General features: G+C 33.2%; 10 protein-coding genes. 9 read left to right on the top strand and 1 reads right to left on the bottom strand.

The window, feature by feature from the left end; translation table 11 throughout:
- The first annotated feature begins 144 nt into the window (after positions 1 to 144).
- From rseP to ISP02_RS07390, 9 genes are all read left to right on the top strand, one after another.
- Positions 145 to 1,428: an RIP metalloprotease RseP gene (gene rseP / locus ISP02_RS07430; protein ID WP_195720948.1), complete on the top strand. Its 1,284-nt coding sequence runs from the start codon at positions 145 to 147 to the stop codon at positions 1,426 to 1,428.
- Positions 1,429 to 1,448: 20 nt separating this feature from the next.
- A complete protein-coding gene (locus ISP02_RS07425) occupies positions 1,449 to 3,152 on the top strand; it encodes a proline--tRNA ligase (protein ID WP_195720947.1) in 1,704 nt (567 codons plus the stop codon).
- A gap of 193 nt (positions 3,153 to 3,345) precedes the next feature.
- Positions 3,346 to 7,662: a PolC-type DNA polymerase III gene (locus ISP02_RS07420; protein WP_195720946.1), complete on the top strand. Its 4,317-nt coding sequence runs from the start codon at positions 3,346 to 3,348 to the stop codon at positions 7,660 to 7,662.
- 192 nt (positions 7,663 to 7,854) lie between these two features.
- Positions 7,855 to 8,322, top strand: coding sequence for a ribosome maturation factor RimP (rimP, locus tag ISP02_RS07415; protein WP_195720945.1), 468 nt, complete (start codon positions 7,855 to 7,857; stop codon positions 8,320 to 8,322).
- Positions 8,323 to 8,342: 20 nt separating this feature from the next.
- A complete protein-coding gene (gene nusA, locus ISP02_RS07410) occupies positions 8,343 to 9,473 on the top strand; it encodes a transcription termination factor NusA (RefSeq protein ID WP_195720944.1) in 1,131 nt (376 codons plus the stop codon).
- 23 nt (positions 9,474 to 9,496) lie between these two features.
- Positions 9,497 to 9,781 (top strand): RNase P modulator RnpM, encoded by a 285-nt coding sequence (rnpM, locus tag ISP02_RS07405; protein WP_195720943.1) that lies wholly within the window; start codon positions 9,497 to 9,499, stop codon positions 9,779 to 9,781.
- The gene (locus ISP02_RS07400) at positions 9,778 to 10,095 is read left to right on the top strand and encodes a L7Ae/L30e/S12e/Gadd45 family ribosomal protein (protein ID WP_195720942.1); all 318 of its coding nucleotides are present in this window, start codon (positions 9,778 to 9,780) and stop codon (positions 10,093 to 10,095) included. The genes rnpM and ISP02_RS07400 overlap by 4 nt, the downstream gene beginning before the upstream one ends.
- Positions 10,096 to 10,099: 4 nt before the next feature.
- A complete protein-coding gene (infB, locus tag ISP02_RS07395; protein WP_195720941.1) occupies positions 10,100 to 12,238 on the top strand; it encodes a translation initiation factor IF-2 in 2,139 nt (712 codons plus the stop codon).
- A 162-nt stretch (positions 12,239 to 12,400) separates the two neighbouring features.
- Positions 12,401 to 13,384, top strand: coding sequence for a hypothetical protein (locus ISP02_RS07390; protein WP_195720940.1), 984 nt, complete (start codon positions 12,401 to 12,403; stop codon positions 13,382 to 13,384).
- A 70-nt stretch (positions 13,385 to 13,454) separates the two neighbouring features.
- On the opposite strand, the gene ISP02_RS07385 is transcribed toward ISP02_RS07390, so the two are convergent.
- Positions 13,455 to 14,321, bottom strand: a complete 867-nt coding sequence (locus tag ISP02_RS07385) for a hypothetical protein (RefSeq protein WP_195720939.1) — start codon at positions 14,319 to 14,321, stop codon at positions 13,455 to 13,457.
- Positions 14,322 to 14,390 lie beyond the last annotated feature (69 nt).

Genomic DNA, 14,390 nt, shown 5'->3' with positions numbered 1-14,390 from the left:
AATAACACTAATGGAATGCTGCAAACACATAATAAGATGTAAAAGAAATAAGTGACTCGTTTTAACAATATAACTATTGTTAATCTTAACAACTGACTTTTACATTTTATGCGACTAAATTAATCAAACACGAGGTGTATATAATTGAGCTTCTTAGTAACAATATTTGCTTTTATTATTGTCTTTGGCGTACTAGTATCTGTACATGAGTATGGACATATGTTTTTCGCTAAACGCGCAGGAATCATGTGTCCGGAATTTGCGATAGGTATGGGTCCTAAAATTTTTAGTTTTAGAAAGAATGAGACGCTCTACACAATTCGCTTATTACCTGTAGGTGGATACGTGCGTATGGCTGGCGATGGTTTAGAAGAGCCACCAGTTAAACCAGGCATGCATGTCAAAATTAAATTAAATAATCAAAATGAAATTACGCATATTATTTTAGATGATCAACATAAATTTCAACAAATCGAGGCTATCGAAGTAAAACAATGTGACTTTAAAGAGGGTTTATTTATTGAGGGTGTTGCTTCAGATGAGGAAAGACATCATTATGCTATTGCCCATAAAGCATACTTTGTAGAAAATGGAAGTCTAATTCAAATTGCACCTAAAAATAGACAATTCACTTATAAAAAACCTTACCAAAAGTTTTTAACATTGTTTGCTGGTCCATTATTTAACTTCTTACTGACTTTAGTTCTCTTTATTGGTTTAGCATATTATCAAGGAACACCAACTACGACGATTGGTCAGGTTGCTGATAATTATCCAGCACAGAAAGCTGGACTACAAACAGGAGACAAAATCGTAAAAATCGGTGATCAAAAAATTAATGATAAGCAACAAATCAATGGCGAGTTAAATAAAATTAAAGACAACAAAACAAAAGTGACGATTAAACGTGATGGTAAAACTAAAACAGTTGACGTTACGCCTAAAAAGTATGAACAAAAGCTAACAAAAACAAAGACTCAAACTTCATATATATTAGGTTTTCAACCTAAAAACGAACATAGTGCATTTAAACCATTAGTAAGTGGTTTTGAACAAACGCTTCATGCAGGTAAATTTATATTTACAGCAATTGTTGGTATGATTGCTAGTATTTTCACTGGGCAATTCTCGTTTGATATGTTAAATGGTCCTGTCGGTATTTATCATAATGTCGATGCAGTTGTTAAAACTGGTATTATAAACTTAATTAGTTGGACGGCTTTATTGAGTGTTAACTTAGGATTAATGAACTTATTACCGATTCCTGCATTAGATGGCGGACGTATATTATTTGTTATATATGAGGCAATATTTAGAAAACCAGTAAATAAAAAAGTTGAATCAGCAATTATTGCAGTAGGGGCTATTTTCGTTCTTATTATCATGGTCTTAGTAACATGGAATGATATTCAACGCTATTTCTTATAACTAGAGAGGAGTAAAAGTGTATGAAACAATCTAAGGTCTTTATACCAACAATGAAAGAGGTGCCTGCTGGCGCGGAAGCACTTAGCCATAGATTATTATTAAAAGCAGGGCTTATTAAACAAAGTACCAGTGGTATTTATAGTTATTTACCACTTGCAACACGTGTATTAAATAATATAGAAGTAATTATACGTGAAGAAATGGAAAATATAGATGCAGTAGAAATTTTAATGCCTGCACTGCAACAAGCAGAGTTGTGGGAAGAATCTGGCCGTTGGGGGTCTTACGGTGCTGAATTAATGCGTTTAACTGACCGTCATGGACGTGAATTTGCACTTGGACCTACTCATGAAGAGGTCGTTACATCTATCGTTAGAGACGAACTTAAATCATATAAACAATTGCCATTAACTCTATTCCAAATTCAATCCAAATATCGTGATGAAAAACGCCCTCGATTTGGCTTATTACGTGGTAGAGAGTTTATTATGAAAGATGCTTATTCTTTCCATGTTGATGAAGAATCCCTAGATGCAACATACCAAGATATGTACAATGCCTATAAGAAAATTTTTGAACGTACTGGTATTAATGCACGGCCAGTTTTAGCTGATTCAGGGGCTATTGGTGGTAATCATACGCATGAATTTATGGCATTAAGTGAAATTGGGGAAGACACTATTGTGTATAGTGAGAACAGCGACTACGCGGCAAATATTGAGAAAGCTGAAGTGGTTTACGAACCAAATGAAAACCATCAACCAATTGAAGCGTTAGCAAAAATTGAAACGCCTAACGTACATACGGCACAAGAATTAGCTGATTTCTTAAATAGACCATTAGATGAAATAACTAAATCTATGATATTTAAAGTTGATGGCGAATTTATTATGATTTTAGTACGCGGTCATCACGAAATAAATGACGTAAAATTAAAATCTTACTTTGAAACGGATAACATCGATCTTGCTACGCAATCAGAGATCATCAATTTATTAGGTGCAAATCCTGGATCTTTAGGTCCAATCTTTGATAAAGATATTAAAATATACGCAGACAACGCATTACAAGATTTAAATAATATTGTTGTCGGTGCCAATGAAGATGGTTACCATTTAGTAAATGCTAACGTAGATAGAGACTTTAACATTGATGCTTATGGAGATTTTAGATTTATTTTAGAAGGTGAACCACTTGCAGATGGTTCTGGTGAAGCACACTTTGCAGAAGGTATTGAAGTTGGACAAGTATTTAAACTAGGCACAAAATATTCAGAAGCTATGAATGCGACGATTTTAGATAATCAAGGTAAAGCCAAACCATTACTTATGGGTTGTTACGGTATAGGTGTATCTAGAACTTTAAGTGCAGTAGTTGAACAAAACAATGACGAAAATGGTATTATATGGCCAAAAGCAATCGCACCATTTGACTTACATATCATTACATTAAATCCTAAAAAAGATGAACAACGTGAATTAGGAGACCAACTATATGCATTATTAAACAAATCTTTTGATGTGTTATACGATGACCGTAAAGAACGCGCAGGTGTTAAATTTAATGACGCTGATTTAATTGGTTTACCAGTGAGAATTGTGATCGGTAAAAATGCAGCGGAAGGTATTGTAGAAGTTAAAAGAAGAGATACAGGAGAAAGTGAAGACGTTCGCGTAGATGATTTAGTAGATTATACTAAGGCATTGTATGAAAAAGTTAAATAACAAGGCAAGCATGACTATTAATATTTTGTTATAATATGATAGTATTTTATCTGCTGCTGACAAATGCATCATTGTTTATAGGCAATGATGCATTTATTATAGATATTGATATGATTAGTATACGAAATTACATAATTGAATCGTTAAGCACTTCAATTAAATCAGTGCATTATAAAGTAAGGTGGTTATCGTCATGGCAATGACAAATCAAGAAAAATTTAAAATACTAGCTGATCAGATAAAAATTGCGAATCAGTTAGACCAAGATATTTTAGGACAAGGGGAACTAACACGTATAGATGTCTCTTCTAAAAATAGATCTTGGATGCTTCAAATTAAATTACCGCGCTTTTTATCATATGAAGATTACTTACTTTTTACTAACGCCGTGACTGAAGAATTTAAAACAATTGCCCACGTAGAATGGCAGTTTGAAATAGAAGATACTTCTAATCAAGATGAGCTAGCTTTGAAATATTTTAACTATTGTATTGATCAAACAAATTTATCACCAAAAGTTAAAGGTCAGTTAAAGCAAAAGAAACTGATTATGTCTGGCGATGTTATTAAGGTTGTTTGTCAAAATGAAGTTGAAGGTAACCATTTTGATAAAGTATGTAATGGTAGTTTAGTTAAGGCATTTAAACAATGTGGTTTTAAAATAAATAAAGTAGTATTCGAGACAAATAACGATTACACAGATGATGATTTGGCCTCTTTAGAAGCGCATATTCAAGAAGAAGATGAAAAGAGTGCACGTGAAGCTACTGAAAAAATAGAAAAAATGAAGGCTGAAAAAATTAAACAACAAGATAATAATGAAAGTGCAGTGAGTAAATGTCAGATTGGTAAGCCAATTCAAGTTGAAAGCGTACGCCCAATAGAAAATATAATCGAAGAAGAATTTAAAGTAGCGGTTGAAGGAGTTATTTTTGACATAAATCTTAAGGAATTAAAAAGTGGACGCCACATCGTAGAATTAAAAGTGACTGATTATACTGATTCACTTGTACTTAAAATGTTCACGCGTAAAAATAAAGATGATTTAGCTCATTTTAAAGCTTTAAGCGTTGGTAAATGGGTACGTGCTCAAGGACGTATTGAAGAAGATACTTTCGTCAGGGATTTAGTTATGATGATGTCTGATATTGAAGAAATTAAAAAAGTATCGAAACAAGATAAGGCAGATGAGAAGAGAGTTGAATTTCATTTGCACACTTCTATGAGTCAAATGGATGGTATACCAAATATTAGTGCTTATGTTGAACAAGCTGCCAAATGGGGTCATAAGGCTATAGCTGTTACTGACCATAACGTAGTGCAAGCATTCCCAGATGCACACGCTGCCGCTGAAAAAAATGATATTAAAATGATATATGGTATGGAAGGTATGCTCGTAGATGATGGTGTACCGATTGCTTATAAACCAACTGATAGAAACTTGAAAGATGCTACCTATGTAGTTTTTGACGTTGAGACAACGGGTTTATCAAATCAATATGACAAAATTATTGAATTAGCCGCAGTTAAAGTAAAAGAAGGAGAAATCATTGATAAATTTGAGCGTTTCAGTAATCCACATGAACGACTTTCCGAAACGATTAAAAATTTAACCCATATATCAGATGATATGTTAGTGGATGCTCCTGAAATTAATGATGTACTAAAAGAATTTAAAGAATGGGTAGGCGACGCAATATTTGTAGCACATAATGCATCTTTCGACATGGGCTTTATTGATACGGGCTATGAGCGTGCAGGATTTGGCTCATCTGAGAATGGTGTCATCGATACATTAGAACTTTCTAGAACAGTTAACACCGAATACGGTAAACATGGATTGAATTTCTTAGCAAAAAAATATGGCGTTGAACTAACGCAACATCATAGAGCGATTTATGATACTGAAGCAACTGCTTATATTTTTATTAAGATGTTAAAGCAATTAGAAGAACTAAACGTAGAAAATCATCAAGATATTAATAAATCTTTAACTAATGAGGACGCGTATAAACGTGCAAGACCTAATCATGTGACACTTATCGTACAAAATCAAGAAGGTCTAAAAAACTTATTCAAAATCGTCAGTGCATCGTTAGTAAATTATTATTATCGAACACCTAGGATTCCTCGCTCATTATTAAATGAACATCGTGAAGGTTTATTAGTGGGTACTGCGTGTGACGAAGGTGAATTATTCACTGCAGTAATGCAAAAAGATCAAATACAAGTAGAAAAAATAGCTAAATACTATGATTATATTGAGATGCAACCACCAGCACTATATCAAGATTTGATAGATAGAGAATTAATTAGAGACAATGAGACACTTTATGAAATTTATGATCGTCTTATTAAGGCTGGCGAATCAGCAGATATTCCAGTAATTGCAACTGGTAACGCCCATTATTTATATGAACATGATGCGATTGCTCGAAAAATTTTAATTGCATCACAACCGGGTAACCCTTTAAATCGATCAACATTACCAGAAGCTCATTTTAGAACAACTGACGAAATGTTAGACGAGTTCCATTTCTTAGGCAAAGAGTTGGCAAAAGAACTCGTTGTGACAAATACAAATAAGCTAGCTGATCGTATTGAACGTGTAGTACCAATTAAAGATGAATTATATACACCACGTATGGAAGGTGCTAACGATGAAATTCGTGAATTAAGTTATTCAAATGCTAAGAAATTATATGGCGAAGATTTACCTCAAATTGTTATCGACAGACTCGAAAAGGAATTAGAAAGTATTATTGGTAACGGATTTTCAGTTATTTATTTAATTTCTCAACGTCTTGTTAAAAAATCACTAGATGATGGTTATCTTGTTGGTTCACGTGGTTCTGTAGGATCAAGTTTTGTAGCGACGATGACCGAAATAACAGAGGTCAATCCGTTACCGCCACATTACATTTGTCCTGAGTGTAAAAAGAGTGAATTCTTCGATGATGGCTCAGTCGGTTCGGGATTCGATTTACCTGATAAAAATTGTGAAACTTGTGGTAGCGAACTAATTAAAGAAGGACAAGATATACCTTTCGAAACTTTCTTAGGATTTAAAGGGGATAAAGTACCCGATATCGACTTAAACTTTAGTGGTGAGTATCAACCTGAAGCACATAATTATACTAAAGAATTATTTGGTGATGACAAGGTCTTCCGTGCGGGAACAATTGGTACAGTAGCTGAGAAAACTGCATTCGGTTTTGTGAAAGGATTTTTAAATGACCAAGGGATCCATAAGCGAGGCGCAGAAGTAGATCGTCTGGTTAAAGGTTGTACTGGCGTTAAGCGTACGACAGGACAACACCCTGGTGGTATTATCGTTGTACCAGATTACATGGATATTTATGATTTTACACCCGTCCAATTCCCAGCTGACGACCAATCGGCTTCATGGATGACAACACACTTTGATTTCCATTCCATTCATGACAATGTTTTGAAACTAGATATATTAGGACATGATGACCCTACAATGATACGTATGTTACAAGACTTATCAGGTATTGACCCAAAAACAATACCAGTCGATGATAAAGAAACAATGGGGATATTTAGTTCACCGCAATCATTAGGAGTTACTGAAGATGAGATTTTGTGTAAAACAGGAACTTTTGGCGTGCCGGAGTTTGGTACTGGTTTCGTTAGACAAATGTTAGAAGATACAAAACCGACTACATTCTCAGAACTCGTTAGAATTTCTGGTTTATCACATGGTACAGATGTATGGCTTGGTAATGCTCAAGATTTAATTAGATCAGGTACTTGTGACTTATCTAGCGTAATCTGTTGTCGTGACGATATTATGGTTTACTTAATGTATAACGGTTTAGAGCCATCACTTGCCTTCAAGACAATGGAATTTGTTCGTAAAGGTAAAGGTTTAACCGATGATATGGTTGAAGCTATGGTTGAAAACGAAGTGCCAGACTGGTATTTAGATTCATGCAGAAAAATTAAATACATGTTCCCTAAAGCCCACGCCGCAGCTTATGTATTAATGGCGGTAAGAATCGCCTACTTTAAAGTGCATCATCCATTATTTTATTATGCAAGTTACTTTACAGTAAGAGCATCTGATTTTGATTTAATTTCAATGATTAAAGATAAAGAAAGCATACGCAACACAGTTAAAGACATGTATTCAAAATATATGGATTTAGGCAAAAAAGAAAAAGACACATTAACAGTTTTAGAGATTATGAATGAAATGGCGCATAGAGGCTATCGTATGCAACCGGTAAATTTAGAAAAAAGTAAATCCTTTGAATTTATAATTGAAGGTGACTCTTTGATACCCCCATTCATAGCTGTGCCAGGATTGGGCGAAAACGTTGCAAAACGTATCGTTGATGCAAGAGAAGAAGGTCCATTCTTATCTAAAGAAGATTTGAATAAAAAAGCTGGTTTATCACAAAAAGTAATTGATTACTTGGATGAATTAGGTTCGCTGCCTAACTTACCTGACAAAGCACAATTATCAATATTTGATATGTAACATATTAGTCGTCTAAGTTATTAATAAAGCTTACAATGTCATTAAAAGTATTTTTAGAATATTTTTAATAACTAGTGCCGTTTGTGCGCATCATGAACATATGGTATAATGTTATTGTTAAAAGATTAAACTCAAGCAGGAAGAGTGGGCACATTACCCACTCTTTTCTATTTGTCAAAAAAGGAGGCCAGCATGAGTAAAATAGATCAACAAGTTGAAGCGCTTATTAAACCCGTTATGGATGACTTGAATTTTGAATTGGTAGATGTTGAATTTACTAAAGAAGGTAAAGACCATTTTTTACGAATTTCTATTGATAAAGAGGGTGGCGTTGACTTAAATGACTGTACTTTAGCATCTGAAAAAATAAGTGAAGTAATGGATGCCAATGATCCTATTGAACAAATGTATTATTTAGATGTTGCTTCACCTGGTGCTGAAAGACCGATAAAAAAAGAACAAGATTTCCAAAATGCAATAACGAAACCTATCTTTGTATCACTTTATGCGCCTATTGAAGGTGAAAAAGAATGGCTAGGTACATTACAATCGGTTAATGAACATACTATTGTCATGGAAGTTAAAGAAAAAGCTAAAACAAAAACAATCGAAATACCAAGAAATAAAATAGCTAAAGCACGTCATTCTGTGATGCTTTAAGTTGATTAGGAGGGTTAATAGTGTCAAGTAACGAACTATTATTAGCTACTGAATATTTAGAAAAAGAAAAGAAAATACCAAGAGAAGTATTGATTGATGCTATCGAAGCGGCATTAATTACTGCATATAAGAAAAATTATGACAGTGCGCGTAATGTACGTGTCGAGTTGAACATGGATGAAGGCATTTTCAAAGTAATAGCAAGAAAGAATGTTGTAGAAGAGGTCTTTGATGACAGAGATGAGATTGACTTAAGTACTGCATTGGTTAAAAATCCAGCATATGAAATCGGTGACATATACGAAGAAGATGTGACACCGAGTGATTTCGGTCGAGTAGGTGCTCAAGCAGCAAAGCAAGCAGTTATGCAACGTCTTAGAGATGCTGAAAGAGAAATCTTATACGATGAGTTTATCGACAAAGAAGAAGATATTGTAACAGGATTAATCGATAGAGTTGATCACCGTTACGTTTATGTTAATTTAGGACGTACTGAAGCCGTTTTATCTGAAGCTGAAAGAAGTCCAAACGAAAAATACATTCCTAATGAACGTATTAAAGTTTTCGTAAACAAAGTAGAACAAACAACTAAAGGTCCTCAAATTTACGTTTCAAGAAGTCACCCTGGTCTATTAAAACGACTATTTGAACAAGAAGTTCCTGAAATCTTTGACGGTACAGTAATTGTAAAATCAGTTGCACGTGAAGCTGGCGACCGTTCTAAAATTAGTGTTCATTCAGATAACTTAGACATTGATGCAGTAGGTGCATGTGTTGGTTCAAAAGGTGCTCGTGTTGAAGCAGTTGTAGAAGAACTTGGTGGAGAAAAAATAGATATCGTACAGTGGGATGAAGATCCAAAAGTGTTTGTACGTAACGCATTGAGTCCATCACAAGTGCTTGAAGTTATCGTCGATGAAGAAAATCAATCTACTATTGTAGTAGTACCTGATTATCAACTATCGTTAGCTATTGGTAAGCGTGGTCAAAACGCCCGTTTAGCAGCTAAACTTACAGGTTGGAAGATAGACATTAAATCAGAAAGTGACGCACGTGAAGCTGGTGTATATCCTAGTAATTCATTAGACGACGTTACATCAGATTCAAGTGAACTTAATGAAAATAACGAAGAAAATAATCTTGATGCCTAATAAATAATTGGAGTGATTACTTTATGAAAAAGAAAAAAATTCCAATGCGTAAATGTATCCTTTCTAATGAAATGCACCCTAAAAAAGATATGATTAGAGTAGTTATTAATAAAGATGGAGAAATATTTGCAGATGCGACAGGCAAAAAGCCAGGGCGTGGTGCTTATGTTTCTAAAGATGTTAATGAAGTTGAGAAAGCACAACAAAAAGGCGTACTTGAAAAATATTTTAAATCAGATGCTGAAACTTTAGATTCAGTGTATAAAGAAATTATACGTCTGATATATCGTGAAGAGATACCTAAATGATGAAAGAGAAAATCGTAAATTTTTTGGGATTAGCTATGCGAGCTGGAAAAGTTAAAACAGGTGAATCAGTCATCATTAACGAGATTAAGAAACATAAAATTCAACTCGTTATCATAGCTGAGGACGCTTCAGAAAATACAAAAAAAGTAATACAGAATAAATGTGAAAGTTACCATATATCATTTCGTATATTTGGAACTAGATCAGAACTAGGACAAGCTTTAGGTAAGGCTGAACGTGTAAACGTAGGTGTAACAGATCAAGGCTTTGCCAAAAAATTATTGTCAATGATAGAAGAATATCGTAAGGAGTGACTATATGAGTAAAAAAAGAATTTACGAATATGCCAAAGAATTAAACTTAAAAAGTAAAGATGTTATAAATGAATTGAAAAAAATGGATGTTGAGGTTTCTAACCACATGCAAGCGTTAGAAGATAACCAAATTGCTGCTTTAGATAAAATTTATAAAAGCCAACAAAGCGACAAAGGACAAGGTCAACAATCTAAAGAACAGGGTCAACAATCTAAAGAACAAGGTCAAAAACAAGACACAAATAAACAACAAAGTGCTCAAAAACCTAACCAAGGCAATAAAAAAGATGCTAAAAATAATAAAAAGCCAAATAATAAAAAGCAGAATAATAAAAATAACAAGAAGCAAAATAAGCAACACAATAAAGAACAACAAGCTGCTAAAGAAACACCTTCAAAAATTACGTATCAAGATGGTATTACAGTAGGAGAACTTTCGGATAAGCTAAATGTTGAATCTTCTGAAGTTATTAAAAAACTTTTCTTATTAGGTATTATGGCTAATATCAATCAATCTCTAGATGATGAAACTCTAGAAGTTATCGTTGATGAGTACGGTGTAGAACTAGAAAAAGAAGAAATAGTTAATGAAGAAGATTTAGCAATTTACTTTGAAGATGAAACAGATGATCCAGAAGCAATCGAAAGACCTGCGGTAGTTACTATTATGGGGCACGTTGACCATGGTAAAACGACATTATTAGATTCTATTCGTCATACTAAAGTAACTGCAGGAGAAGCTGGTGGAATTACGCAGCATATTGGTGCGTATCAAATAGAAAATGATGGAAAAATGATTACTTTCTTAGATACCCCTGGACACGCAGCTTTCACAACAATGCGTGCTCGTGGTGCACAAGTTACTGACATTACTATTTTAGTTGTAGCAGCTGACGATGGTGTTATGCCACAGACTATTGAAGCTATCAATCACGCTAAGGAAGCAAATGTTCCTACAATTGTTGCAGTTAATAAAATTGATAAACCAACTTCTAATCCTGACCGCGTTATGCAAGAATTAACTGAATACGGTCTTGTTCCTGAAGATTGGGGTGGCGATACAATTTTCGTACCACTTTCAGCGTTAAGTGGTGATGGTATTGAAAGTTTATTAGAAATGATTGTACTTGTTTCTGAAGTACAAGAATTAAAAGCTAATCCAAAAAACCGTGCTGTAGGTACAGTTATTGAGGCAGAATTAGATAAATCTCGTGGGCCATCAGCATCTTTATTAGTACAAAATGGTACTTTAAATGTTGGAGATTCACTAGTTGTTGGTAATACTTACGGACGTATACGTGCAATGGTTAATGATCTCGGACAAAGAATTAAAACTGCTGGACCATCAACACCTGTTGAAATAACAGGTATCAATGACGTGCCTCAAGCAGGTGATCGTTTTGTTGTCTTCTCAGACGAAAAACAAGCGAGAAGAATCGGTGAATCACGTCATGAAGAAAACATTTTACAACAACGTCAAGAAAGTAAAAATGTTTCACTAGATAATTTATTCGAACAAATGAAACAAGGCGAAATGAAAGACCTAAATGTCATTATTAAAGGTGACGTGCAAGGTTCAGTCGAAGCTTTAGCTGCATCATTAATGAAAATAGATGTTGAAGGTGTTAACGTTAGAATTATTCATACTGCAGTAGGTGCAATTAATGAATCAGACGTTACGTTAGCAAATGCTTCTAATGGTATTATTATTGGTTTCAACGTAAGACCAGATAGTGGTGCTAAACGGGCTGCAGAAGCAGAAAATGTAGATATGCGTTTACATCGTGTAATATACAATGTTATCGAAGAAATTGAAGCTGCGATGAAAGGTCTACTTGATCCAGAATTTGAAGAAAGAGTTATCGGTCAAGCAGAAGTACGTCAAACATTTAAAGTGTCTAAAGTTGGTACTATCGCAGGTAGTTATGTAACGGACGGTAAAATTACGCGTAATGCAGGTGTACGTATTATCAGAGATGGTGTTGTACAATTCGAAGGTGAATTAGATACTTTAAAACGTTATAAAGATGACGTTAAAGAAGTTGCTCAAGGGTATGAATGTGGTATTACAGTTGAGAAATTTAATGACCTAAAAGAAGGCGACATTATAGAGGCATATGAAATGGTTGAAGTTGAAAGATAAATAATTTAATATATCTATAAATTACACTGTAAAAAAGTTACACTTCTTAAATATATTAGAAGTGTAACTTTTTGTTGTAATTACTATAATTTTAAATAAATGACATTATTTGTCTAGGTATCTTTATATAATAATACGTAAATTAGCGTTGGAGGAGTATTTATGACTAATAGTTATTTAGCAGATATTGAACAATTTTGGAGTAAATACTTATCACAATATAATGCCGAATATAGTGAAAACACATTAAATGCTATTGCTGAAAATAATGATGAAACAGCTTTTCTACATTTAGATGATCTCGTTCATTGTAGAGAACGATTCGGTCAGAACTTTACAGAGATACCTAAATTTAAAAAATTACTTAACTTCGCAAATGGCATGGTAATGGTTGATAAGAATAGAAAGAAAATAATGTTAGAAAATAGTACAATCAATCCTATGATACCGCAACCTTATTTTGGTAACCCAGAAACTGCAGATATTATTATTTTAAATAAGCAACCAGAAAATGATTATAGAACAGATAACCCTAAAATTGATGGACAGAGAAAGATTCATTTAAGAAATAGAATATTACAAGATTTTAGAGGAGATTTAAAGTTTGATGGCAAAAAAGGATTTTTACCATATGAAGACAGTCATATATGGTTTATGAAATATTTTGGTGGAGACTCTTCAATCCTGAAACAATTTAATATTAAACCTAGTCGTTTAATGATTTTTAATTATTTTCCTTATCAAACTACATATCAAGCTGGAGTACCTAAAGACTTTTTATATACTTTAGCAGTATTACCTTCACAACAAAAAAATTCGGATTTATTTAAGATGATGTTTCATGACAACAAACGTCGTATTTATATAGTAAGAGAGGAAGAACTATGGGGCTCGTATTTTAGCAAAGCGTTCACTAAAGAGGAGATGCAGGTGTTGTTGAAGCACACATTTGTTTATGCTTCTAAACAAAATAAATATTTTACTGTGGGAAATATTTTAAGTTATCGCGAGCACCGTGAAAAATTAAAACAAAAAAGGCAATTAAATAAATGTGATTATTACAAATGGAATCAACATTTAAAAGAGAATCGTTTAAATGGTAAATCAGATTTTTATAAAATGATGTCGCAACTAACTAATATTTAAGCAAGATGTGAAAAGTAAATCAAAATAAAAGAGGTGGAGCTGAAATGATAATAAGTTCTGCCTCTTCAGGTTATAAATACAGTTCAATTATAGTTTTTAAGTCGTTAATAAGTTCGTTTCTATATGTTTCTGGCTCTATTAATTTAATATGTTTATAGTATTTTTTTATTAGTGCAAAACATTCAACTTTAGATATTAATAATTGAGCAATTATTTTATTGTTTTTATTGTAAGATGAGATAATATTATATTCTGTAGATACATATTGCCAAAAACTAACGCTAATAGCTAATGTAATCATATTTGTGACTGTCATATCTGCAAAAGCATAATTTGTAGTTGTTTCATATAGATGTGAAATATCTCCAAATTTTATAGCATCGATATAGTTTTCATTGATATACGTCATCCAAAATTCATCATCAATTACATGAATATTGATAGGGCTAATATAAAGACTTTCTCCAGAAACAGTTTGGATTGTCATGTTGTATTTAGCATCTATACAACGGGCTACTAGTATAAATGAAGCGTAATTGTAATCTTTTTCTTTGATGTGAAATTTTTTGAGTAAATTATGAATTAATATTTTATGATTCGGGCTAGAAAAAGTATATTGTTTAATAAATTTGTAAATATCTTCATGAACAATCGGCAGTGTTCCCTTTATTTGATAAAGTAATGTAATTAACATTTGCTGTCTGATTTTTAATGGGAAAGTTTGTAAACTATGTGTTTCCATAATGTTGTCATAGACGATTTTTGCATTTAGTCCTCTCCATTCCTCATCTTCGTATAAGAAATTATTGATATCACTAAAATCGCGTTGTACAGAGCGTAGGTTGATGTTTAATGTTTGAGCTAAAGTAGACTTTTTTAAATGTTTACCATTAAGTAAACGTGTATAAATGTATAAAAGCCTTTCGGGTTTATTCAAACAACTACCTCCTAATCACATGATATTTTTAAGTTTGAACACTCTAATTGGATATAATACCACATTTAT

Source organism: Staphylococcus durrellii (genome assembly GCF_015594545.1).
In the GTDB taxonomy this organism is placed as follows: domain Bacteria; phylum Bacillota; class Bacilli; order Staphylococcales; family Staphylococcaceae; genus Staphylococcus; species Staphylococcus durrellii.
Note: the sequence above shows the minus strand (reverse complement) of the source record. Positions and strands in the feature narration are given on the sequence as shown.